The 23,330-nt window shown below is 68.2% G+C and carries 23 protein-coding genes and 2 tRNA genes; 12 read left to right on the forward strand and 13 right to left on the reverse strand.

What is annotated here, in order from left to right; all coding sequences use genetic code 11:
* Positions 1 to 60: 60 nt before the first annotated feature.
* From lipA to NL114_RS11930, 7 genes are all read right to left on the reverse strand, one after another.
* Positions 61 to 993, reverse strand: a complete 933-nt coding sequence (gene lipA, locus NL114_RS11900) for a lipoyl synthase (protein WP_254821138.1) — start codon at positions 991 to 993, stop codon at positions 61 to 63.
* A 51-nt stretch (positions 994 to 1,044) separates the two neighbouring features.
* Positions 1,045 to 1,617 (reverse strand): hypothetical protein, encoded by a 573-nt coding sequence (locus NL114_RS11905; RefSeq protein WP_254821139.1) that lies wholly within the window; start codon positions 1,615 to 1,617, stop codon positions 1,045 to 1,047.
* Positions 1,618 to 2,009: 392 nt separating this feature from the next.
* Positions 2,010 to 2,621: a 30S ribosomal protein S7 gene (locus NL114_RS11910; RefSeq protein ID WP_254821140.1), complete on the reverse strand. Its 612-nt coding sequence runs from the start codon at positions 2,619 to 2,621 to the stop codon at positions 2,010 to 2,012.
* Positions 2,621 to 3,049 carry a 30S ribosomal protein S12 gene (locus NL114_RS11915; RefSeq protein WP_178289723.1) on the reverse strand — a complete coding sequence of 143 codons (429 nt, stop codon included), beginning with the start codon at positions 3,047 to 3,049 and terminating at the stop codon, positions 2,621 to 2,623. The genes NL114_RS11910 and NL114_RS11915 overlap by 1 nt, the downstream gene beginning before the upstream one ends.
* Positions 3,050 to 3,250: 201 nt before the next feature.
* Positions 3,251 to 4,159: a hypothetical protein gene (locus NL114_RS11920; protein ID WP_254821141.1), complete on the reverse strand. Its 909-nt coding sequence runs from the start codon at positions 4,157 to 4,159 to the stop codon at positions 3,251 to 3,253.
* An 80-nt stretch (positions 4,160 to 4,239) separates the two neighbouring features.
* A complete protein-coding gene (locus NL114_RS11925; RefSeq protein WP_254821142.1) occupies positions 4,240 to 5,553 on the reverse strand; it encodes an MFS transporter in 1,314 nt (437 codons plus the stop codon).
* A gap of 371 nt (positions 5,554 to 5,924) precedes the next feature.
* On the reverse strand, positions 5,925 to 6,350 hold the full coding sequence (locus NL114_RS11930) for a NusA-like transcription termination signal-binding factor (protein ID WP_254821143.1): 426 nt from the start codon (positions 6,348 to 6,350) through the stop codon (positions 5,925 to 5,927).
* Between the two features lie 179 nt (positions 6,351 to 6,529).
* On the opposite strand from NL114_RS11930, the gene NL114_RS11935 reads away from it, so the two are divergent.
* The 3 genes from NL114_RS11935 to NL114_RS11945 all read left to right on the forward strand — a co-directional run bounded on the left by NL114_RS11935 (position 6,530) and on the right by NL114_RS11945 (position 8,556).
* On the forward strand, positions 6,530 to 7,771 hold the full coding sequence (locus NL114_RS11935) for an aminotransferase class V-fold PLP-dependent enzyme (RefSeq protein ID WP_254821144.1): 1,242 nt from the start codon (positions 6,530 to 6,532) through the stop codon (positions 7,769 to 7,771).
* A 63-nt stretch (positions 7,772 to 7,834) separates the two neighbouring features.
* Positions 7,835 to 7,909 (forward strand) — tRNA-Arg (locus tag NL114_RS11940).
* A 254-nt stretch (positions 7,910 to 8,163) separates the two neighbouring features.
* Positions 8,164 to 8,556, forward strand: coding sequence for a hypothetical protein (locus NL114_RS11945; protein WP_254821145.1), 393 nt, complete (start codon positions 8,164 to 8,166; stop codon positions 8,554 to 8,556).
* Between the two features lie 8 nt (positions 8,557 to 8,564).
* Here NL114_RS11945 and cdd read toward each other — a convergent pair whose 3' ends face one another.
* Entirely contained in the window at positions 8,565 to 8,978 is a 414-nt protein-coding gene (gene cdd, locus NL114_RS11950) for a cytidine deaminase (protein WP_254821146.1), read from the reverse strand.
* A 225-nt stretch (positions 8,979 to 9,203) separates the two neighbouring features.
* Between cdd and NL114_RS11955 the strand changes: the two genes are divergently transcribed.
* Positions 9,204 to 9,683, forward strand: a complete 480-nt coding sequence (locus NL114_RS11955; RefSeq protein ID WP_254821147.1) for a hypothetical protein — start codon at positions 9,204 to 9,206, stop codon at positions 9,681 to 9,683.
* Positions 9,684 to 9,779: 96 nt separating this feature from the next.
* A complete protein-coding gene (locus tag NL114_RS11960) occupies positions 9,780 to 11,171 on the forward strand; it encodes a signal recognition particle protein Srp54 (RefSeq protein ID WP_254821148.1) in 1,392 nt (463 codons plus the stop codon).
* 105 nt (positions 11,172 to 11,276) lie between these two features.
* Here the strand turns inward: NL114_RS11960 and NL114_RS11965 are convergent, their stop codons facing one another.
* Positions 11,277 to 12,569, reverse strand: coding sequence for a glycosyltransferase family 87 protein (locus NL114_RS11965; protein WP_254821149.1), 1,293 nt, complete (start codon positions 12,567 to 12,569; stop codon positions 11,277 to 11,279).
* Positions 12,570 to 12,671: 102 nt separating this feature from the next.
* On the opposite strand from NL114_RS11965, the gene NL114_RS11970 reads away from it, so the two are divergent.
* Complete coding sequence (locus tag NL114_RS11970) at positions 12,672 to 13,166, forward strand: hypothetical protein (RefSeq protein ID WP_254821150.1); 495 nt, start codon at positions 12,672 to 12,674, stop codon at positions 13,164 to 13,166.
* 15 nt (positions 13,167 to 13,181) lie between these two features.
* On the opposite strand, the gene msrA is transcribed toward NL114_RS11970, so the two are convergent.
* Positions 13,182 to 13,775: a peptide-methionine (S)-S-oxide reductase MsrA gene (gene msrA / locus NL114_RS11975; protein WP_254821151.1), complete on the reverse strand. Its 594-nt coding sequence runs from the start codon at positions 13,773 to 13,775 to the stop codon at positions 13,182 to 13,184.
* Positions 13,776 to 14,269: 494 nt separating this feature from the next.
* On the opposite strand from msrA, the gene NL114_RS11980 reads away from it, so the two are divergent.
* The 5 genes from NL114_RS11980 to NL114_RS12000 all read left to right on the forward strand — a co-directional run bounded on the left by NL114_RS11980 (position 14,270) and on the right by NL114_RS12000 (position 19,398).
* Complete coding sequence (locus tag NL114_RS11980; RefSeq protein WP_254821152.1) at positions 14,270 to 15,607, forward strand: amidohydrolase; 1,338 nt, start codon at positions 14,270 to 14,272, stop codon at positions 15,605 to 15,607.
* A gap of 153 nt (positions 15,608 to 15,760) precedes the next feature.
* Positions 15,761 to 16,441 (forward strand): hypothetical protein, encoded by a 681-nt coding sequence (locus NL114_RS11985; RefSeq protein WP_254821153.1) that lies wholly within the window; start codon positions 15,761 to 15,763, stop codon positions 16,439 to 16,441.
* Positions 16,442 to 16,539: 98 nt separating this feature from the next.
* Entirely contained in the window at positions 16,540 to 17,817 is a 1,278-nt protein-coding gene (locus NL114_RS11990; RefSeq protein WP_254821154.1) for an adenosylhomocysteinase, read from the forward strand.
* 94 nt (positions 17,818 to 17,911) lie between these two features.
* Positions 17,912 to 18,391 carry a DUF5790 family protein gene (locus tag NL114_RS11995; RefSeq protein WP_254821155.1) on the forward strand — a complete coding sequence of 160 codons (480 nt, stop codon included), beginning with the start codon at positions 17,912 to 17,914 and terminating at the stop codon, positions 18,389 to 18,391.
* Between the two features lie 179 nt (positions 18,392 to 18,570).
* Positions 18,571 to 19,398: a cupredoxin domain-containing protein gene (locus NL114_RS12000; RefSeq protein ID WP_254821156.1), complete on the forward strand. Its 828-nt coding sequence runs from the start codon at positions 18,571 to 18,573 to the stop codon at positions 19,396 to 19,398.
* Between the two features lie 16 nt (positions 19,399 to 19,414).
* Here NL114_RS12000 and NL114_RS12005 read toward each other — a convergent pair whose 3' ends face one another.
* The 3 genes from NL114_RS12005 to NL114_RS12015 form a co-directional block, all read right to left on the reverse strand.
* On the reverse strand, positions 19,415 to 20,170 hold the full coding sequence (locus tag NL114_RS12005) for a creatininase family protein (RefSeq protein WP_254821157.1): 756 nt from the start codon (positions 20,168 to 20,170) through the stop codon (positions 19,415 to 19,417).
* Positions 20,171 to 20,225: 55 nt separating this feature from the next.
* Positions 20,226 to 22,163: an ABC transporter ATP-binding protein gene (locus tag NL114_RS12010; protein ID WP_254821158.1), complete on the reverse strand. Its 1,938-nt coding sequence runs from the start codon at positions 22,161 to 22,163 to the stop codon at positions 20,226 to 20,228.
* 96 nt (positions 22,164 to 22,259) lie between these two features.
* A complete protein-coding gene (locus tag NL114_RS12015) occupies positions 22,260 to 22,859 on the reverse strand; it encodes a DUF192 domain-containing protein (RefSeq protein WP_254821159.1) in 600 nt (199 codons plus the stop codon).
* A gap of 212 nt (positions 22,860 to 23,071) precedes the next feature.
* Here NL114_RS12015 and NL114_RS12020 point away from each other — a divergent pair.
* Positions 23,072 to 23,144, forward strand: a tRNA-Val gene (locus NL114_RS12020).
* Positions 23,145 to 23,330: the final 186 nt, after the last annotated feature.

The following is a 23,330-nucleotide window of genomic DNA, read 5'->3' on the forward strand; positions in this document are numbered from 1 at the left end:
CCGGGGACGACCCGGCAGTTCACCGGCGCCGAACCGGCGATTCCGGCCGCCGTGTGCGACTCAGTCCCCGCGTGCCCGGGCCTCGGCTCTCGCGTCCTCGACGCTCTTGCCCTCGCGAGTGAGGGCCTCGACGAAGAACTCGCCCGCCTTGAACGATGAGCGGACCATCGGGCCCGACGCGCAGTACAGGAACTCGAACTCGGTCTCGGCCACGTCGCGCCATGTCTCGAACTTGTCCGGGTGGACGTAGTCGAACACCTCCAGATGCGACCGCGAGGGCTGGAGGTACTGCCCGAAGGTGACGATGTCCGTCCCGACCTCCCGCAGGTCGCCCAGCGTCCGGTACACCTCGTGGTCGTACTCGCCGACGCCGAGCATCAGACTCGTCTTCACGTACGCGTCCGAGTCGCGGGCGTACTGCTCCAGTACCGAGAGGGACTGCTCGTAGCCCGCGCGGCGGTCCCGGACGGGCCACTGGAGCCGCTCGACGGTCTCGACGTTGTGCGCCAGCACGTCCGCGCCGCCCTCGGCTACCTCCCGGACGAGGTCGGACTCGCCCTGGAAGTCCGGGGTGAGCGCCTCGACGAGGATGGAGGGGTCGCGGTCCTTGATGGCGCGGATGGTGTCGGCGAAGTGCCCCGCGCCCTGGTCGGGCAGGTCGTCGCGGTCGACGGAGGTGAGCACGACGTAGTCCAGCCCGATCTCCGCGACGGCGTCCGCGACGTTGGTGGGTTCGTCCGGGTCCGGCGGCTCCATCCCCCCGGTCTGCACGTCACAGAAGTTGCAGCCCCGCGAGCAGCGGTCGCCCAGCAGCATGAACGTCGCCGTTCCGGGGCCGTTCCGCCCGGACCAGCAGTCGCCCAGGTTCGGGCAGGACGCCTCCTCGCAGACGGTGTGGAGGTCGTGCTCGCGGAGGGTGGACTTGATCTCCGTGAACCGCTCGCCCGACGGCGGCCGCATCTTCAACCAGTCGGGCTTGCGCGCGCCGCTCATTACGTGGCTGGTTGGTGTGGGTCGGTGAAAGACCTGTGGTTGGGGCGGCCCTCACCCCTTCACGTCGGACTCCTGGTCGGCCTCCGGGGGGTAGACCCCGGCGTCGGGGTGCTGGTCGGCATCCTCGACCAGCCGCCCCTCGTCGCGCAGGCACTCCAGCTCCGTCTTCGCCGCCTCGCGGTCGAACCCGCCGACTGCGGCCGCCACGTCGAGCAGGTCGTCCTCCGGGACCGTCCTGTCGGCCCACGCCGCGACGCCCTCGAAGTCGGCGTCCGTGAGGTACCGAACCATCACCACGAGGTCGCGTGACCCGCCGAACGCGTCGTGCCACGCCGGGGGATACGCGCTCAGTCGGTCGTCGCCGAGCGCGTAGACGGTGGTGTCGTCCACCCACTCCTCCGATTCGACGGTGGCCTCCGTCAGCGCGTCGCGGAACGACGCCTCGTCGACGTGGCTGTCACGCTCCGCGAGGGCCGTGACGTGCTCGACGACGGTCGAGTGTTCGACGCCCGGCGCGCTCGCCTCGTCGGGGACGTACCGCTCGGCCAGCAGCACCAGCCCCCGTGGGTGGAGGTACTCGCTTCGACCGCCGGCTTCCTCGAGCAGCGGCTCGGAGAGTGACATACCCGGCGGTTGGGGACTCGGCCGATAAGGTGGCCGTCCCCCGGCAAGTCCGACCGGAGGGCCAGGACGTGATATGGGGGTCGAGAGCGTCGACCCTCCACCGCCGACACCACCGTACACCCTCCCGCCTCGCGCGCCAGCCGGGGCCGAGACCAGGAAGCGCGCGGGCGCCTCCCCGGTGAGGGCGCGAGCGGAGCGACCGGACAAGCAACGGGGCGGAATCGAGCGGGGCCGCCATCGGCGGGGCGAGCGGGCGGGGGCATTCGACGGGCCTCCGTCGTCGGCGTAACTGCCGGCGAAGTCTCCTCGAGATTACGTCCGAGACAGTCTCTCTGGCGGCGAAAAGACGGCTCTAATCGAAAGAGAGGAAGATAGAGAGGATATACGACGGATTACCGAGCTGCAGCGGCGACGCGCTCCTTCTCCTCCTTCTGGGAGATGGCGTACGTCTGCAGGTCGTAGTCGGCGGCGCCGATGAGCTGCTGGGCGAGTGCCTCGGCGGCCGGCGTCTTCGTCTTGTAGGAGTTCTGCTTGACGCCCTGGGCGATGAACTTCAGGGCCTGGTCGACGCGGCGCTGCGGGGCCACGTCGACGGCCTTCGGGACGGAGATGCCACCGTACTTCAGGCGAACGGTCTCCTCGCGCGGGCCACTGTTCTCGACGGCCGTGACGAGCACCTGGACCGGGTTCTCCTCGGTGCGGCTCTCGATGGTGTCGAACGCGTCGCGGACGATCTGGGTCGCCATCTGCTTCTTACCCGTGTTCTCGTCGGTCTGCATCAGGCGGTTGATGAGCCGCTCGACGACGGAGATCTCGGACTTCTTGAACTGCTTGTTCGCGTGACGGCCCATCGTGTGCGCGACCGGCGTGACGGTGATGTACCGTTTCGTCGAGGGGTCGTCGTACTCGATGCCGTCGACGGAGTAGCGCTCGAACAGCTGTGCGGAGATGCGCTCGTCGTCGGTGTCGGCTGGTGCGTCGGGGTCTGGCTGTTCCGTGCTCATTATCGGACGGGTTTCTCCGCGTTCCCGCGGACGAGTTCGATCAGGGAGACGCCGTTCACCTTCTCGACCTTGTAGTTGACACCGGAGAGGTCGCCCATCGCGCGGCCCTTCGCGCCACCGATGCCGGCGATGGTGACCTCGTCGTGCTCGTCGATGAACGAGATGGCACCGTCACCGGGACAGAACGCGGTGACCTGCTTCCCGTTCTTGATGAGCTGGACCCGGACACACTTCCGGATGGCCGAGTTGGGCTGTTTGGCCTCGATCCCGACCTTCTCCAGTACGATACCACGACCCTGCGGGGCGCCTTCGAGCGGGTCGGACTTCTTGCCCAGCCCGCGTGCCCGCCGTGCGTAATCCGAGTCGGACCACCGGTGCTTCTGGCGGTCCTTCTTCAGCTTACGCGCGGCGTACTTGCCGTTCGCCATAGTGCACGTCTGTTTCTGACGGAGGGACTTAAGCGTCCCTTTTCGTTCGCCGGCGCGTGAGGCCGTCACGTGGTGCCGGGGTACCCGACCGCTGCCACGCGGCCGCCGCCCCCTGGCTACCCCCGACCACTGCCACGCGACCACCCCCCCACCCCCGCTCCCGCCCCCGCTCCCTTCGACCGCTGCCACGCGCCGGGGTGGTCACTCCTCCAGCGTGAGCTCGTTCTCGGTGGAGATGTACGTGTCCGGGTCCTGCGGGCGGGCGATGAGCCGGCGGAGTTCGAGTTGCTCCATCGCCTCGTCGGCCAGCGCGGAGAGCCGCCACTGCTCGCCGTCCGACAGCGGCGCCGAGCGTGACTCGTCGTACACCGCGAGCGTGCCGATGGGGTGTCCGTCCGGGGCGATGAGGCGCGCACTCGCGTACCAGCGGAAGTCCTCGCCGGGCGCGAACCCACCCCACTCGTGGTTCTTCAGGTCCGGGATACAGGTCACGCCCGGCTCCAGGAAGGTCCGGGCACAGAGGCTCTCGCGCCGGGGCTGGGTCACGTCCGGCGTGCCGTAGGCCGCGAGCGCCTGGTACCGGGTGCGGTCGACCAGCCCGAGCAGCGCCGCCGATACGCCCAGCGTCTCGGCGGTCAGGCGGCAGAGCCGCTCCAGACTGGGACGGGCCAGGAGCGGCGCCATCCCGTACCGGTCCGCGGTGACCGAGCGCGCCTCCTCGTCCTCGGCCAGCGGGTAGTCGGCCTCGTCCGGCCGGATGGCCTCCAGCACCCGGTCGGCCAGCCGCTCGAACTGGTCGGGCTGTGACTTGTCGACGTGGCCGGCCACCTCCGGCCGGTCGGCGAGCGCCGGCCGGCCCGAGGAGAAGGCGATGACCGTCACGTCACGCTCGGCCGCGGTCCGGAGGGTCTCGTCCCACTCGTCGTCCTGCCCGACGCCGGGCTCGAACACGAGGACATCGATGTCCTCGCGCTCCAGCGTCGCGGTCGCGACCCGCGGGTTCGAGGCGTCGAGCACGTCCACCCCGTCCGCGCGCATCTCCAGCGCCAGCCCGGTCGCCTCGGCTGTGGGCCCGCCGTCCACGCAGAGCACCGTGATACCCGTCTCCATTACTCCCTCACGGTGGCCGCGAGTACTTGAGCGTTCGGTGAAGAACGGCCGGTTATCCGCCGTCGCGTTGCCCTGTGCCCTCAGTCGTCGCTGGAGACCGCGGTCGGCTCCTCTCCGACGAAGCCGGCCTCGTTGGCGACGCTGGCGATGCGGGGCTGGAACACCCACGCCGTCAGCAGGACGATGGGAATCATCGACGCGCCGACGATGGCGTAGCCGACGTGCAGGTTCGCCAGGAACGGCGCCGCGTACACCAGCGGGTAGATGATGCCACCGACGGTGCCGACCCCGCCGACGACGCCCGCGACCGCACCCGAACTGTTCGGGAACATCGCCGGGACCTGTGCGAAGATGGCGCCCTCGGCGAACGCACAGCCCATCCCGACCATGAAGCCGGCGCCGACCGCTAGCAGCACCTGCCCGGACAGCCCCGCGAGCGTCATCCCGAACATCGTCAGGACGACGAAGCACAGCGAGACGAACGTCCACTGCTCACGGTAGCGGCCCTGGAACAGCGGGATGATGTTCGTCTCGTTGCGGGCCAGCCGGTCGCTCATGTAGCCGCCGATGGGTCGGAGCAGGCCCGCCGCCACGGAGAACGTCGCCGCGAACGTCGCGGCCAGCGTGAGGTTCTGCGTGTTGAATCCCTCGCGGTAGTAGGTCGCCAGCCAGCCGTTCATCGACAGCTCCAGGCCGAACGTCATCACGTACGCCAGCGCCAGCACGACCGTCCCGTAGCGGGTCGCGGTGTGGAGCCAGTCTTTGAAGCCGGCCTGCTCCGCGGTCGCCTGCCGGGTCTGATCGTCCTTCGCGGCCTCGCCCAGCAGGTAGTACGTGATCGCGAGTCCGATGGCGACGACGCCGGTGTAGAAGAACGCGGCCCGCCAGTTCGTCGAGAACAGCGGCCCGTTCCAGTTACTCGGGAAGACCCGGGGCAGGATGAGCGCGCCGCCCGCCGCCCCGGCGTTCCCGATCCCGGCGTAGATGCCCTCCGCCGTGCCCAGCTCCTCCTCCTCGAACCACTCGGAGACGTGCTGGATGCCGATGACGAACGTGATGCCCGCCGTCGCCACGATGAGCCGTTCGACGAAGAAGACGGTGTAGTCCTGGGCGAACGCCGACGCCATCGAGAACACTCCGACGTAGCCGAGGACGATGGCGAACACGGTCGGCGCGCCGAACTTGTCGGAGAGCCAGCCCGTCAGGATGCGGCCGAACGGGGCGAGCCAGATGGCCGCGCTCGCGAGGATGCCGATCTCGGCCAGCGAGAGGCCGAACTCCTCGGCCATCGGCCCCGTGAACGGCGCGAACGAGAACCAGATGAGGAACGAGAAGTTGAACCCGATGGTGGCGAGCAGCAGCGTCCGGTACTTCGTCATCCGGATCAGTCCCATGCCGCCACCTCCGCCTGGATGCGGGCACGGACCGCGATGCTCGAAACCGACTCGTCCACCGAACTACAATCACTTTGGACGTTAGTCCACTCCATTACGGATATTCGGGATGTAGTTGTAATTGATAAGGGCTTCCGTTTACAAAACGAATAAAATCGCTTCTGGTCTGGACGGGAGTCCGGAATTGGGACGGATATTACGAATTTAAGGCCGTTTGGCGTCCAGAATAGCTCGGAAATTCCGGACACATCGGTAAAAGTTGGGAAGATGATGAAGAAATTCGGGTCCGTTCGGGGTGCAGGTTGGTCACCCTCCCGCGCGCTGGAACGGCGCCTCGGAGCGGCTGTCGGGGGTCTGCGGGCGGTTCGTCCTCAGGTCAACTCGATCTCGTCGATATCGAAGTGTCGCTGGGCCAGTTCTCGGGCCCGCTGGATGGTCCGGCCCTCGGTGCCGATGGCGACCCCGCGGTCGGCCGAGTCGACCTCTGCGTACGCGATGCGGTCGCCGTTGTCGCTGACGGTCACGTTGTAGACGGCCGCAGGTGCGAGCGCGTTCGCGACGAAGTCGGCGGCGCGGTCGGCGCCCTCGACCAGTTCCACGTCGCGGTCGAGGCGGCGCTCCATCCGCTTGACGTGCTGGCCGTCCGGCCCGATGGCCTTCCCCATCTCGCCGGCCGGCACGACGAACACCACGCGGTCGAACTCGTCGTCGACGAGGCAGTCCCGGGCCGCCACGTCCGTCTCGTCCTCGAACAGCGCGACCAGCCGGCGTGCCTCGTCCGACAGCGTGACCCGCATACTCGCTGTTCGACGGGCCCGGCCATAAGTTCGCTGTCCCGGGTCGGTGACCGCGGTCTCGTGCTCCACTCTGCCGGATGAGGACCTGGGTCTCGGCCCCGGGTCGTGATGCCGAATCCGGCTAGCAGGCCTCCGGGCGCACCGAAGGAGTGACCTACGTCGGTCCCTAGGTTCCCCTAATGGCAACGCAGGACGTCACGCCGCTGGACGTCGAGCGCATCCGCGAGGAGTTCCCCATCCTCGAGCGCGAGATCGACGGCCAGCAGCTCGTCTACCTCGACAACGCGGCCACCTCGCAGACGCCCGAGCGCGTCATCGACGCCATCAGCGACTACTACCGCGAGTACAACGCCAACGTCCACCGCGGCATCCACCAGCTCTCTCAGGAGGCCTCCATCGCCTACGAGGAGGCCCACGACCGCGTGGCGGAGTTCATCGGCGCCGACGGCCGCGAGGAGATCGTCTTCACCGCCAACACGACACAGGCGATGAACACCGTCGGCTACGCCTGGGGCCTGAACGAACTCGGCCCCGGCGACGAGGTCGTGCTGACGGAGATGGAGCACCACGCCTCGCTCGTGACCTGGCAGCAAATCGCGAAGCGGACCGGCGCCGAGTGCAAGTACATCCCCATCACCGAGGACGGCTACCTCGACATGGACGCCGCCGCCGAACTCATCACCGACGATACGGAGATGGTGAGCGTCGTCCACGTCTCGAACACGCTCGGGACCGTGAACCCCGTGAGCGAGCTCGCGGACATCGCCCACGACCACGACTCGCTCATCTTCGTCGACGGCGCCCAGTCGGTGCCCCACCAGCCGGTCGACGTGAAGGCGATGGATTGTGATTTCTTCGCGTTCTCCGGGCACAAGATGTGCGGGCCGACCGGCATCGGCGCGCTGTACGGCAAGGAGCACATCCTCGAGGAGATGGAGCCGTACCTCTACGGCGGCGACATGATCCTCAAGGTCACTTTCGAGGACTCCCAGTGGAACGAACTCCCCTGGAAGTTCGAGGCCGGCACGCCCAACATCGCCGACGGCATCGCCTTCGCCGAGGCGTGTGACTATCTCGACGACATCGGGCTCGAACGCATCCACCGTCACGAGCAACAGCTCGCGGAGTACGCCTACGACCGCCTGACCGAGTGGGACGACGTCGAGGTGTACGGGCCGCCGGGCGACGACCGCGCCGGGCTCGTCGCGTTCAACCTCGAGACCACCCACGCCCACGACCTCTCCAGCATCCTCAACGACTACGCCGTCGCCATCCGCGCCGGCGACCACTGCACCCAGCCGCTCCACGACGTGCTCGGAACGGCTGCGTCCGCGCGGGCCTCGTTCTACCTCTACAACACCCGCGAGGAGGTCGACGCACTGGTCGAGGCCGTCGACGAGGCTCGCCAGCTGTTCGCCTGAACGGGGTCACTCCCGCCCCGAACCCGTACCGCTTTTGCGCGAGGCGGCCGTCCCTCGGCCTGAGGGCGCGTAGCTCAGCTCGGATAGAGCGTCGGACTTCTAATCCGATGGTCGTGGGTTCGAATCCCACCGCGCTCGCTATCTCCGAGCGAAGCGAGGAGTAGCGACGCCCGTGGGATTCGAACTACGCGAGACGAACGAAGCGAGTCTCGCCTCGAGTGGGAATCCCACCGCGCTCGCTCACTCGCGCGGTGACCCTCGCGAACGCTTCGCGTTCGCTCGGTCCCACCGCGCTCGCTATCTCCGAGCGAAGCGAGCAGTGACAACCTCCGGGATACGGACAGCACCACCTGGGGCGGAAGACACTTGCCGGCCCGAAGCGCACGCCCGGCGTGTCTCCACCCTCCCGCCGGTCCCTCCTCGGTGGCATCGCCACGGTCGGCCTCGGCGTGTCCGCCGGCTGTTCCGCCTTCGGAACGGGCACGTCGCGCGGCGCGACCGACATCGTCCTCCACAACGAGGCGTCGGACCCACGCACCGTCGCGGTGCTGGTCACGCAGGACGGCGACGAGCCGCGGATCGACACCAGCTTCGAGATGGCGCCGAACACGCGAGAGACCATCAACAACGAGGTGCTGATGAACGCCGATTACGATGTCGAGGTCACGATGACCGGCGAGTTCGCCGACTCGCCCTACAGCGAGACCCACTCGTGGCAGGACGCCGGTCAGCCCCTCCACGTCATCGTCCACGAGCAGATCGTCTTCGCGGTGCAGGTCGGCTGACGGCGGGTCTACTCGCTGTCTCCACTCGTGGGGACCTCGTCGCCGCTCATCGCGCCCGGCAGGAGCTCGCCGAGCGTCCACTCCTCGATGCCATCGCCCACGTCACAGAGCACCCGGAGGTCGTCGTCGCAGAGCTCGGCGAGCGTCTGCCGGCAGAGCCCGCAGGGCGTGACGCCGTCACGTTCCCCCGAGGAGACCGCGACGGCGTCGAACTCACGGTGTCCCGCGGCGACCGCCGCGCCGAGCGCGCCGCTCTCGGCGTGGATAGTGTTGGTGAAGGTGATCATCTCGACGTTGCAGCCATGGAAGACCGTGCCGTCACGGGTACGGAGCGCAGCGCCCACGTCGTACCCCGAGTAGGGGGCGTACGCTCGGTCGCACGCCTCGCGCGCCTGTGCGACGAGTTCCTCGTCGGTGACCATACCGGCGTCTCGTCGGGGGGCCGCTTCAACTGCACGGCGGGAGAGACACGAGAACCAGCGAGCGGTGATGATACGAGCATTATCCCGCTCGTTCTTGGATAACCGGCGATTCCGAGCGGAAACATCGCTGTCGGGTACCACCTGCGCCAGTCCGTAGGTATTACCCCCTCGGGCCCGAAGGGGGTGGTAGTGCCAGTCTCTCGAACGTACCGGTGTCTGAACTGCATGGAGGGCACCGTCACCCGGTCGTACGATGTCTCCCACCTCACGCGGAGCTGCGATGTCTGCGGCGAGTTCGAGCGACACGTCAACCAGCGGGTGGTCGACCAGTACGAGGCGTTCGAGGCCGACCCGCCCGACGGACTCGACTGGGAGGGGCTCGACCGGACGCGGAAGTTCGTCGTCGCCGAGCGGGTCGCCCGCCACGGCCGCTCCGTCGAATCGCTCGCGGGCGACCGGAGAGAGCCCGATATCGAGTCCGACGAGGAGACGGCCCCCGACAACGGGACGGCCGACGAGCGTCCCCCGGCCGACGCGGCCATCTCCGGCGAGTCGGCCGACACGACGGAACCGGACAGCGAGGATGTCGACGACGGAGAGGAAGCGGAGGACACGGTTCAGGAGGCCGACCCCGCCGAAGCGGACACGGACGGCGATGGCGACACGCCGGCCAGCCACGACTCGACGCCGAGCGGGAGCGACTGAGGCGGCTATCACAGAGTAGCGAGGCGGAAGCCCACGGCTGAAGTCGTGGGTAGCTGACGGAAAGCGTTTAGCGTCCCGACCGATTATCCCGCGTAAATGGTACTCGACAATCTCGGCTCCTCGTTGCGCGGCTCCCTCGAGAAGCTCCGGGGGCAGTCCCGCCTGAGCGAGGAGGACGTCGAGGAGATCGTCAAGGAGATCCAGCGGGCGCTCATCCAGGCCGACGTCGACATCGCGCTGGTCCAGGAGCTGTCCAGCGATATCGAGGAACGTGCGCTGGAGGAGGAGCCACCCGCCGGCACCACCGCCCGCGACCACATCCTCCGGATCGTCTACGAGGAACTGGTCGCACTCGTCGGCGACTCCACGGAGATTCCCCTCGAACCGCAGACCATCGTCCTCGCCGGCCTGCAGGGGTCGGGGAAGACCACGACGGCGGCGAAGATGGCGTGGTGGTTCTCGAAGAAGGGCCTGCGGCCGGCGGTCATCCAGACCGACACCTTCCGCCCGGGCGCGTACGACCAGGCCAAGCAGATGACCGAGCGCGCGGAGGTCGACTTCTACGGCGACCCCGACGAGGAGGACCCCGTCAAGATCGCCCGCGACGGCCTCGAGAAGACCCAGGACGCCGATGTCCGCATCGTCGACACCTCCGGTCGCTCCGGCCTGAACGAGGAGCTGGTCGACGAGCTAGAGGAAATCGAGGCCGAGGTGAACCCTGACCACAACCTGCTCGTCCTCGACGCCGCCATCGGGCAGGGCGCGAAAGACCAGGCGAAGGCGTTCGGCGACGCGGTCGGCATCGATGGCGTCGTCATCACCAAGCTCGACGGGACGGCGAAGGGTGGTGGCGCGCTCGCCGCGGTCGACCAGACGAACTCCACCATCGCCTTCCTGGGGACCGGCGAGGAGGTCCAGGACATCGAGCGGTTCGAGCCCTCGGGCTTCATCTCTCGCCTGCTCGGGATGGGCGACCTCAAACAGCTGACCGAGCGCGTCGAGCGCGCGATGGAGGAGACCGGGGACGAGGACGACGACTGGGACCCGGAGGACCTGATGGAGGGGGAGTTCACCCTCCACGACATGCGCAAGCAGATGAACGCGATGAACAAGATGGGGCCGCTCGACCAGGTGATGGACATGATCCCTGGGATGGGCGGCGGGCTGATGGACCAGCTCCCCGACGACGCGATGGACGTCACCCAGGACCGGATGCGCAACTTCGAGGTCGTGATGGACTCGATGACCGAGGAGGAACTCCAGCAGCCCCGCTCCATCGGCAAGTCGCAGGTCGAGCGCATCGCCCGCGGCTCCGGCCAGGGGGAGGAGGTCGTCCGCGAACTCCTCGAACAGCACAAGATGATGGCCCGGATGCTCAAGCAGTTCCAGGGGATGGGCGACGGCGACATGCAGCGGATGATGAAGCAGATGCAGGGCGGCGGTGGCGGTGGTGGCGGGATGGGCGGGATGGGGCCGTTCGGGGACTGAACGGGGCGGAATTCTGAAATGCCATTTTAATCCTCTATTTGGCTTATTAGTGGGCTATATTCAAAGTTATCAGAAAAAGTCGACAGCTCGCTCGTTGCCTGCGGCTCAGTCTCCCTTCGACCGCGTTCCGTCAGACCGTAGTGCGGCCAGCCGCGCGTCCACCCAGTCCGGCGTCTCGACGAGTTCGGCGACCCGGACGGCCGCCAGGCCGACGAGCAGGGCGTTCCCCCAGAGCCCCGGCTGGAGCAGGAAGTAAGCCGGGCGAAGTGCCTGGAACGCCGGGACGTGGTGGGGGATGGTGTCGACGATGAACTTCAGGCCGTAGCTGTGGAACTGGAGGCAGAGCAGGCCGACCAGGGGGAGCGCCGGGCGCCCCCGCGGGTGGTCGAACTCGATGGCGAGCAGCACGACGACCGCGGGGAGGACGGCCGTGAAGTAGTACGTGTAGACGAGCGGCGCGAGCAGGGTGATGCTCGCGACGCCCAGCGCGAACACCTCGCGGTCGGCGTCGGTCGCGAGGATGGCGTAGGCTGCGACGACGGCGCTTCCGACCAGCCGGAGGACGATGCTGCCCGGAAGCCACGCCAGCGGCTTGTAGTACGGCGGGAGCCAGAGCGCCGGGTTCCGAGCGCCGCCGCCCGACTCGACGCCCCACGCCAGCACGTCGACGTAGAGCCGGTGGCTGTCGACGCCGAAGACGGCCAGCGAGACGGCGAGCAGGACGACGCCGGTGCCGACGGCGGCGGCGAACCGGCGCTTGCTCCGGAGCAGGTGTGCGCCGGCGGGGGCGAACGGGAGCTTCAGGAGCCCGACGCCGGCCGTCGCCGCGCCCGCGAGCGTCGCCCACGCGCCCCGGACCCGCCGTCCGGCGGCGTCGTTCATCACGCCGGCGCCGGCGAGCGCCAGCAGGCCGCCGGTGACACCGACGGTCTGGCCCATCTTCACGCCGAGCAGGAACGGCTGGAAGCCCAGCAGTGCGAGCAGGCCGAGGAGGCGTTCCGGGACCGACAGCGACCGGCCCAGCGAGGCGACCAGCGCCTGCAGGCCGACCCACATGACCCCGACCGAGACGGCGCTCCAGACGAGCCGGGTGGTGTCGGGCTCGAACAGCGCCACGAACGGGTAGAACAGCAGCACCGAGAACGGCGGGTACAGGTAGCTGCCGTGGAAGCCACCGTTCTCGTTCCGGACGTAGAGCGGCTCGCCGGCCTGCCAGCGGTTGACGGCGTTGCCGTAGGCGCCGAAGTCCCAGAACCGGAACTGCGGGGCGATCTCGATGCCGCGGAGCCACCAGTCGACGGCGGGCCACGCCAGCAGTATCGCGAGCGTGGTGACGGCGAGGGCCGTCCAGCGCGGCCGTTCCCGGCGGCAGCGCTGGAGGGCCTGGAGGGCGGACATGCGCGAGGGGTGGGGGTATCTCGGCATATGTCTTGGGTCATCGGCCGGGGGTGCCATCACGCGTCGCGGCACCCTTATATTCGCGTCCGGCGTCCCGATATCATGGACTCCCGTATCGCCGTCCTCCTCGCCGGCCTCGTCGTCGGCGCCGTCGCCGGCGGCCTCGCCGTCGCGGCGACCCAGTCGCCACAGTCCGGCGTCAGTGTCCCCTCGATGGGGACGACCGCCGCGACCGGCTGTCTCTCCGGTGACGAACCTCGCGCGTGGGTCGGTCAGACCAGCGTCGATGCGGGCGAGTACCGCGCCGTCTACCTCCAGAACTACTCGTTCACCCACGACACGCCCAACCTGGCCGTCCGCGGCGATCTCACCGAGGCCAGCGACGGCCGGTGGGAACTCGCGCTGACGACCGAGGCCGAGACGCCGACGAAGGAGGTTCCCGACGACTGCCAGCCCCGGACCACAGTGAGTGCCTCGGCCGCGCTCCCGCCGGAGTTCGAGACGCTTACGGTCACGCTCGACGGTGACGAGATTGTCGTGATCGAGCACTCCGGGAAGCAGCCGGCGTTCCGCTACCTGAACGAGTCGAGCAGGTAGGGCATCGAAGGGGAACTACCGGAACAGCCGCCGCACGCGGTCGGCCAGCGACTCGCCCGACGCTGCCGGAACGCCGCCGTCCGCGCGGACCTTCGCCGAGAACTTCTCGCGGACCTTCTCGACCTTCGGCCGGACCTGCGCGGCGCAGTAGGGCTGGTTCGGGTTCTTCTCGAAGTAGTCCTGATGTTTCTCCTCGGCACGATACCACTCGCCCAGCGGCTCGACCTCCGTGACGATGCCCTCGTAGACGCCCTCGGCTTCCAGCGCCTCGATGAACCCCTCGACGAGTTCCTGCTGGTCCTCGTCGTGGTAGTAGACGGCCGAGCGGTACTGCGAGCCCACGTCCGGGCCCTGTCGGTCCTCCGTCGTCGGGTCGTGGATGGAGAAGAACACCTCCAGCAGCTCCTCGTAGGTGATGACGGAGGGGTCGTACTCGACCTGCACGGCCTCGGCGTGGCCCGTGCTGCCCGAGCAGACCTCGCGGTAGCTGGGGTCGTCGGTGTGGCCGCCGGTGTAGCCCGACTCGGCGGCGTGGACGCCGTCGAGTTCCTTCATCGCCGCCTCGATGCACCAGAAGCATCCGCCCGCGAACGTCGCCGTCTCGGTCATGATCGTACTTGGTGTCGGAGGGGCATAAGGGTCCGCTCGGTGGGTGGGACGGGGGCTAAAACGGCTCCCGTACTGACGGAGTCCCCTACGAAGCCCTCGCGCGCGCTCTCTCTCGGTGATTCCTCCCCTGGCGACTCCGAGGCCGACAGGAACGCCTGCGAAGCCCTCGCGCTCTCGACTTCCGTCAGAGCAAGCTCTGACGACTTCTCGCTCGCTTCGCTCGCGAGAACGTCCGGGGCTCGCTGCGGTCCTCGGTCGATTTCGCTCCCTGCGGTCCTTGCGTCGCCCGGGCTGGGTCGAGAGCGCTCGCTCTTCGTAGGTGTCTCGGTGGTGGCTGTCGAGTCGGTCGAGTGCTTGTATCTGATTATTGTCTTTCTTATGGGGGATGTGCTGGCTATAGTTCCACAATATTTGGAATATATATCCAATATCTGTGATAGTCTGGGAGTTTATATCCGTCACCTTCAGGCAGTCCACCCGAGAACGCCACGCGTATGACCACACCAGAGGCGGGGACCTACCGTATCGCCGGCGGGCACGTCCTCCGGCCCGATATGAGCGTCGAGCGGGCGGATGTCGTCGTCGACCGCGAGGCCGGCCTCATCGAGGCCATCGGCAACCCATCCGAGGACGACCTGCCCGACGCAGACGCCACCCTCGACGCCGAGGACTGTCTCGTCATGCCGGGGCTCGTCAACGCCCACACACACGTCGCGATGACGCTGCTCCGGGGCTACGCCGACGACAAGCCCCTCGACGCCTGGCTGCAGGAGGACATCTGGCCCGTCGAGGGCGTCCTCGAACCGGCTGACGTGCGCGCTGGGGCGCGACTCGGCGTCCTGGAGATGATACAGTCCGGAACCACGGCGTTCGCGGACATGTACTTCCACGTCGGGCAGGTCGCCGACGTGGTCGCGGAGGCGGGCCTGCGCGCCCGGCTGGGCCACGGCGTCGTCACCGTCGGGAAGGACGACGAGGCGGCGCGTGCGGATTTCCAGGAATCGCTGGACGTGGCGCGGGACCTCGACGGTGCCGCGGACGGGCGCGTCCGGACGGCCGTGATGCCGCACTCGCTGACCACGGTCGACGCCGACCTGCTCGCGGAGTACGTCGCCGAGGCGCGCGAGGCGGGCGTCCCGGTCCACCTCCACGCCAACGAGACGCGCGACGAGGTCGAACCCATCGTCGAGGCGCACGACCAGCGGCCGCTGGCGTACGCGCGCGAGCACGGCCTGCTCGACGGCGACGCGGGTGATTTCCTCGCGCACGGTGTCCACCTCGACGAGAGCGAGGTCGACCTTCTCGCGGAGACCGGCACGGGCGTGGTCCACTGCCCCGCCTCGAACATGAAACTCGCGAGCGGGATGGCGCCCGTCCAGGACCTGCTGGACGCGGGCGTCCCGCTCGCGCTGGGTACCGACGGCGCGGCCTCGAACAACGACCTCTCGATGTTCGACGAGCTGCGCGACGCCGCGATGCTGGGCAAGCTCGCGGCCGACGACGCCAGCGCGGTGCCCGCCGAGGCCGCCGTCGAGATGGCCACCGCGGGCGGCGCGGACGTGCTGGGGCTCCCCGGCGGCCGGGTCGAACCGGGTGCGGCGGCCGACCTCGCGGTCGTCGATCTCGACGCGGCCCATCTCACGCCCCGCCACGACCTCGTGAGCCACCTCTCGTACGCGGCGAGCGCGAGCGACGTGTGCCACACCGTCTGCGACGGGCGCGTGCTGATGCGTGACCGCGAGGTGCTGACACTGGATGCCGACGCGACGAAGCGGGAGGCCGAGCGCCGGGCTCGGGAGGCGGTCGAGCGGGCCACCGGAGATGGCGATTGAGGCGGTCCTTACCGCGGTGATATCAGTGCCTCAGATATGTTCTTGAACGGTAATACGCTCTCTGAGGTGTTCCCTGGTGTCGTGTTGAACGGCCTGAACGGAACGAACGTCAGGCCCGGTTTATGTGATGGTAGGGCATCCGTACGAGGTGAGATGACCCGTACCCAACACAAGCTGTTCGCGGTGGCCATGGTGATGGTGATGGTCCTGACGACCTTCGCCCCCGCCGTCGGCGCCGCGACCGCGGCCGTTCAGGATGGTGGCAACGACGAAGCCGGCAACGAGGAACTGGAGGACGAAGCCGGTAACGAGGAGCTGGACGATGACGACGGTGAGGCAGGGAACGAGGAGTCAGAGGACGACGGCGACGCGTTCGGTCAGAACGTCTCCTCGTTCGTCAACGACCTCGTCGGTCAGAACAGCACGAACAGCACGACGCCGGTCGGCCTGCAGATCGCCGAGTTCGTGACGGCCAACAACCCGGGACAGGGTAACGGCCCGCCGGCGTTCGTCTTCGGTGCGGGTAACGAGGATGCCGACCGCGGCCCGCCGGCCTTCGCGGGCGCAGGTAACGAGGATTCCGACCGTGGTCCGGACGGGGAGCGCGGCCCGCCGGAGGACAAGGGTCCGGACGGCGAGCCGGGTCCGCCGGGAGACAAGGGTCCGGGCGCTGACGACGCCGATGCGGAGGAGACCGAGGACTCCGAGACCGAGACGGAGACCAGCGACGACTCCGAGACGGAGACGACCGACGACGGAGACGATAGCGGCGGCGACGATGCCGACGGCGGTCCGGGCAACAGTGGCGGCAACGGGAACGGTCCCGACCGGTAGACGCTGGCGGCGGTCCGTCTCTCTGTTTTCGACCCGCCAGCGGCAGCACTGCGTGGGGGTTCGGTAGCGTTTTCCGGCCGCTTCCCGTCCGCTCGGGCATGACCGAGTCCATCACCGCACGGGTCGAAGACCCCGACGCGGCCAGGGAATCCGGCCGACAGAAGATGGCGTGGGCGCGCCAGCACATGCCCATCCTCGAGTCGCTCCGCGAGGAGTTCCGCGACGAGCAGCCCCTCGACGGCGAGGTCGTGGGGATGGCGATGCACGTCGAGGCGAAGACCGCGGTCCTGACCGAGACGCTGGCCGAGGCCGGCGCCGAGGTCGCCATCACGGGCTGCAACCCGCTCTCGACCCACGACGACGTGAGCGTCGCGCTCGACGCGCACGAGTCCATCACCTCCTATGCCGAGCGTGGCGTCGATGACGAGGCCTACTACGAGGCGATGGAGGCCGTCATCGGCCACGAGCCGACGGTCACCGTCGACGACGGTGGGGACCTCGTCTTCCGCATCCACGAGGAGCACCCGCACCTCATCGAGAGCATCGTCGGCGGCTGCGAGGAGACGACCACCGGCGTCCACCGGCTCCGCGCGATGGCCGAGGACGGCGCGCTCGACTACCCGATGTTCGCCGTCAATGACACGCCGATGAAGCGGCTGTTCGACAACGTCCACGGCACCGGCGAGGCCTCCCTCTCGAACATCTCGATGACGACGAACCTCTCCTTCGCCGGGAAGACGGTCGTCGTCGCGGGCTACGGCTACTGCGGTCGCGGTGTCGCGAAGAAGGCCGCCGGACAGAACGCCCACGTCGTTGTCACGGAGGTCGACCCCCGGCGGGCGCTCGAAGCGCACATGGAGGGCTACGAGGTCCTGCCGATGACCGAGGCCGCCGCCGAGGGCGACATCTTCGTCACGACCACGGGCAACCGCGATGTCATCACCCGCGAGGAGTTCCAGGAGATGCAGGACGGCGTCGTGCTCGCCAACGCCGGCCACTTCGACGTGGAGATCAACCTCGACCAGCTCGACGACATGGCCGACTCGCACGAGGAGGTCCGTGATGGTGTCGAGGCCTACGAACTCCCCGACGGGCGGCGTATCAACGTTCTCGCCGAAGGCCGACTCGTCAACCTGGCCTCCCCCATCGCGATGGGGCATCCGGTCGAGGTGATGGACCAGTCGTTCGGCGTGCAGGCGGTCGCCGTGCGCGAACTCGTGGAGAACCCCGACGACTACGGCGCGGGCGTCCACGAGGTGCCCGACGACCTCGACCGCGAGGTCGCCGAGGTGAAACTCGACGCCGAGGGTATCGACATCGACGCGCTGAGCGCCGACCAGGAGGAGTACATGGGCTCCTGGGACCACGGAACCTGAGGCTGGCTGGTCGACCGTTTCGCTGGGTAACGCGGGTGGTTTCACTTCCGGTTTCCGGCGTTTCTTTAAACCCCATCCGGGAGAATCCCGGCACATGAGTCAGTCCACCTTCGACGACGACGAGCTGTTCGACGAGGCCACGATGGAGATGCGCGAGGAGGTCGAGGCCGCCCTGCAGGAGGCCCGCGCCGCACTCCCGGAGCCGGACAGCATCTGGGACGTGGAGGCCGACAACACGCTGGGCGTGCTGAACGCGCTGAAGGGCGCACTCGACCTCGGTGACGCCGAGGAGCACCTCCGCGAGGCAAAGAAGCAGTTCGTCCTCGGCCAGCGCGCCGACGCGTTCGAGGACGCCGACGACCTCGAAGACGAGATCGGCGAGCTGGAGGAGCTGTTCGGCGACATCGAGACCGCCCACGAGGAGGTCTCCGACCTTGCCTCCACGATTCCCGGCGTCCGTTCGGCACTGGAGGACGCCCACGAGGCCGCCGAGGCCGACCAAGAGGAAGAGGAGGAAGAGGAAGAAGAGGAGGAAGAGGAGGAAGAGGAAGAAGAGGAGGAAGAGGAGGAGTGACCGCACGGCCACCGCTGGTGCTCGCCCGGGAGTATTCGGTGGAACCGTAAGGGATAATCGGGGGACGGCAGTCGGGTTCGGTTGTGTCGAAGCAGAACACGACCGACCCGGGGGGGTCATCGATGCACCCGTCGAGTGTCACTCGGCGTCGCATGTTGACCGCGCTCGGAGCAGCCTCGATGCCGCTCGCTGCGGGGTGCTCCGGCCTCCTGGGTGACGGGACCACCGAGACCCCGACCGACACGGACAGTCCGACGAACACTCCTACCGAGACCGAGACCGATACGATGACCGAAACCCCACAGCCCGAGTCCATCGACCCGCGGTTCGGCTACACCGGGACGACCGACGCCGAACCACCCGCCGAGCCCGACCACACCGTCGACCTGCTCATCCGCGAGCGCGAGAACGCCCCCATCCCGGAGTTCTACTTCGAGCCGACGGGGCTGTACGTCGAACCCGGCGACACCGTCCGGTTCAACCTCGCGACGCCGCATCACAACGTCAACGCCTACCACCCGGCCTTCGGCTACACCCAGCGCGTCCCAGACGAGGTGCCGCCGTTCTCCTCGCCCATCCTCGCGATGGGTGACTACTGGCTCTACACCTTCGAGCAGGAGGGGGTCCACAACATCATGTGCGCCCCGCACGAGCTGTTCGGGATGGTCGGGACCGTCGTCGTCGGGTCGGCCTCCGGCCCAGGTGCGAACCCGGTCGGCGAGGCGCCAGGCGGCGAGCGCGCGCGACCGCCGGAGTTCACCGCCGCGCTCGTCCTGAGCGACCCGGCGATGGATCCGGAGAACATCGTCGAGCAGGGGAGCGTCTCCTGGGACGACCTCGCCGCCGAGAGCAAGCGGCCGCTCCTTCGCCCGGTCGAGGAGGGCGGTGGCGAGGAGACCCCGACGCCCACGCCGACGCCCTCGGGGACGCCGACCGAGACCTCGACGTCGACAGGGACCGCGACGGACACCGCCACCGCCACGTCGACCGACTCCTCGATGAACTGACCACGCGGCGACCGGCTCAGTCGTCGCTCCGTTCCCTCTCGCCCGTCCACTCGCGCTCCTCGATAGCCGCCAGCACCCGGACGCAGGCGTCGGCCGACGACGCGAGCAGCCGCTCGCCCTCCGCGGCCGTCGCAGGCGTGGGGTCCGCGAGGTTGCCGCTCTCGGAGAACTCGTCGAAGTCGTAGGCGAGGTTGGTGCCGTCGACGAAGACGCCGAACTCGTGGCCGGCGCCCTCGGCGGCCTCCGCGTAGCGCTCCTCGCGGACGAGGTCGGGCGCGAGGTGGAGCATCAGACTCGTCTCGGTCGGGCCGCCGTGGCCGAGTTCGAACTCCGGCGCGACCACGTCGAACCAGGTGAACGGCACCGCGTAGCAGTCGCCGTCACGGGTCAGGCGGCCACAGACCTCCCGGAGTGCGCCCGTGTTGCCGCCGTGCCCGTTCACGACGACCACGCGGTCGAAGCCGTGATGGGCCAGCGACCGGCAGATGTCCGCCACGTACGAGCGGAAGGTATCCTCGGTCACCCAGAGCGTCCCGTCGAACGCACGGTGTTCCTCGGCGACGCCCACAGGGATGGCGGGCGCGACGACCGGCTCGTCGTCGTGCTCGGCGGCGTAGCGCTCGGCCGCCTCCTCGGCGATGGCTTCCGCGGTCATGTGGTCGACCCCGAGCGGGGCGTGGGGGCCGTGCTGCTCGGTGGAGCCGACGGGGACGAGCGCGAGGTCGGTCTCGGCGTCGCGGGCGTCCGTCCACGAGTGTTCGGCGAGGTTCATGCCCGGGCGTGCGTGGGGCGACGGCTAATAGGCGGGTGGTCCGGCGACCCGCCGGTCAGTCGTCGGATTCGACCGCCGCCCGCCGCTTCGCCGCCCGCTCGACGAACTCGTCGGGCAGTTCGTCTATCTCGCCGGCCTGCACGCCCCAGAGGTGGGCGTACAGCCCGTCGTCGTCGATGAGGTCCTCGTGCGTGCCGCGCTCGACGATGCGGCCGTCCTCGAGGACGACGATCTGGTCGGCGTCCTTGATTGTCGAGAGGCGGTGTGCGATGGCGAAGGTGGTGCGGTCCTCCGTGAGGCGGTCGAGCGAGCGCTGGATGAGCATCTCCGTCTCCGTGTCCACGTCGCTGGTGGCCTCGTCGAGGACGAGTATCTCGGGGTCCTTGAGGATGGCACGGGCGATGGCGAGTCGCTGGCGCTGGCCGCCCGACAGTTTGACCCCGCGCTCGCCAACCTCGGTGTCGTACCCGTCCGGCAGGTTGGTGATGAACTCGTGGGCTTCCGCGGCTTTGGCGGCCTCCATGACCGCATCCCGGTCGGCGTCGAACGTTCCGTACGAGATGTTCTCGGCGACGGTGCCGTAGAACAGGAAGGTGTCCTGCGAGACGTAGCCCACGCGCTCGCGCAGGGACGTGATGGTCACGTCGCGGAGGTCCTGACCGTCGATGGCGATGCGGCCGTCGTCCACGTCGTACATCCGGAGCAGGAGCTTCAGGACGGTCGACTTCCCGGCGCCCGTGGGCCCGACCAGCGCGAGCGTCTCCCCGCCGTCGACCTCGAAGGAGATGTCCTCGACGATGGGCTCGTCGTCGTAGCCGAACGTCACGTCCTCGTAGGTCACGTCGCCGTCCTCGACGACCAGTTCGTCGGCGTCCGGGTTCTCGGCGATACGCGAGGGCTCGTCCATCAGGCCGAAGATGCGGGCCGCGGAGGCGTACGCCCGCTGGTACATGTTGATGATCTGGCCGAACTGCGCCATCGGCCAGATGAACCGCTGGGAGAGCAGGATGAAGATGACGAACTCGCCGGAGGTGAGTTTCCCCGTGAAGAACAGGGGTGCCCCGCCGGTCTGCTGGTAGGTGAGCACCCAGACGCCGCCGAGGAGGAAGGTGGCGACGAAGCCGACGCCGGCCATGATGCGCAGGCCCGGGAAGAACTTGATGCGGGTGTCGATGGCGCCCCAGTTGGCGTCGAAGTAGTCCTGGGAGACGTCCTCGACGCGGTCGGATTCGTAGTCCTCCGTGTTGGCGGACTTGATTACCTGGATGCCGCCGAGGTTGTTCTCCAGCCGGGAGTTCACCTGGCCCACGGACGACCGGACCTCGGCGTACTTGGGCTGGATGGTCTGGATGAACCAGTAGGTGAACACCGCCAGCGCCGGCACCACGAACAGCGTCACCAGTGCGAGTTGCCAGTTGATCCACAGCAGGATGACCGCGATGCCGACGACCATCACGCCCAGCCGGAACGCGGCGTTCATCCCGTCGTTGAGGAACCGTTCCAGCCGGTTCACGTCGTTCGAGAGGATGGACATCATCTCGCCGGTCTGCTTGTCGGCGAAGAAGTCCATGTTGAGCCGCTGCATCTTGTCGTACGTGTCGGTGCGGATCGCGTGCTGGATATGCTGGGCGAAGGAGTTCCACCCCCAGTTCCGGGAGTAGTGGAAGGCGGCGCCGCCGAAGAACGCGACGGCGATGAGGCTGACCGTCAGGTAGAGTTGCCCGGTCTTCGTGGTGGGGAGCCAGGCGTCCGGGACGAACAGCAGGCTGTACTCGCGCTCGACGGTCTGTGCGAAGATGGCGTCGACGGCCAGTCCGAGCAGCAGCGGCGGCAGCAGGTCCAGCACCCGGGCGACGACGCTGGACAGCAGGCCCACGGTGAACGCGAAGGTGTTGTCGGCGCCGTACTCGCCGAACAGCCGGCGCATCGGGTTCTCCGCGTTCTCGCGCTGCTCCTCGAACGGGTCGTCCTCCTCGGCGGGAGCAACATCCATTACGTCGGATTCGGGGCCTGAACCCGATAAGGGTTCCCTGAAATCGAGTACACGTCGACGGACCGAGCGGTCACGGTGCGGCCGCAGTGGTCCCTGTCAGCCCTCGTATCCCTCGACCCGAACCTGGTCGCCGACGGTGACGTTGTGCCGGGTCGTCCAGTCGTAGTTGACCTCCAGCACGTATTGGCCGTAGCCGGGATACTCGTAGTCGTTCCCGTCGGCGCCCTCGGGCGGCTCCTCGGCGTGGTGGATGCGCGTGATGGTGCCGTTGCCGGCGACGTAGACGATGTCGATGCCGAAACTCATCCCGCGCATCACGTACGTGTGGTCGTCGTTCTCGTCGTAGGGGAACAGCATCCCCCGGTCCGGCGGGAGGTACGCCGTCTCGGAGAGCCCAGTGTACTTCTGCCGGTAGCTTTCGGCGACGGCCGCACGGACGCGGCCGAGTTCCGTGCCGTTCTCCGCGTCCTCGACGATGACCGTCGCGTGCTGGTAGTCGGAGTTGACCGGCGTGGAGGTGCCCGGGCCGGTCCCGTCCGCGGTCCCGTTCCCGCCGCCGGGCGCGGCGGTCGAGTTCGGCGGCTGGTAGCCGTCGGTCGTCAGCAGCGGCGCCATCAACCCCTGGACGCCGACGGTGAGGACGGCCACCGCCAGCCCCCCGAGCACGACTGCCAGCGCCACGCGACGGGTGTCCATCACGCCACTGTAGGGGCGAGCGCGGGCTAAGCGTTGCGGCACGGCTGTCGACGCCCCAGCCTACGACCTCTCCAACTTGCAGCCGAAAACACGAACCAATCGTAAAAAACGCCCACTATATCGATAATATCGGTGGTATATTCACAATGGTCGTCTCCCGCGTGCGCAAGGAAGGCAAGCGTTATTCCCGTCGGCCGTCCAGTCGCGGGTGCGGGGCCGTGGTCTAGTGGTTATGACGCTTCCCTTACAAGGAAGAGGTCGGTGGTTCAAATCCGCCCGGCCCCATCGAGGACCGCCGAACGCAGTGAGGCGTGTCCGAGTCGTCCTGCGGTTCGAATCCCGTCACGAGCGACCAGCGGGAGCGAAGTGAAGACGGTTCAAATCCGCCCGGCCCCACTCTCTCCGGTGCTGCTCGTCCACCCAGCACCGAACGATAACGGCTCTTTCGGGTTCTGAAGTCTCTCGCTCACT

Source organism: Haloglomus halophilum (genome assembly GCF_024298885.1).
In the GTDB taxonomy this organism is placed as follows: domain Archaea; phylum Halobacteriota; class Halobacteria; order Halobacteriales; family Haloarculaceae; genus Haloglomus; species Haloglomus halophilum.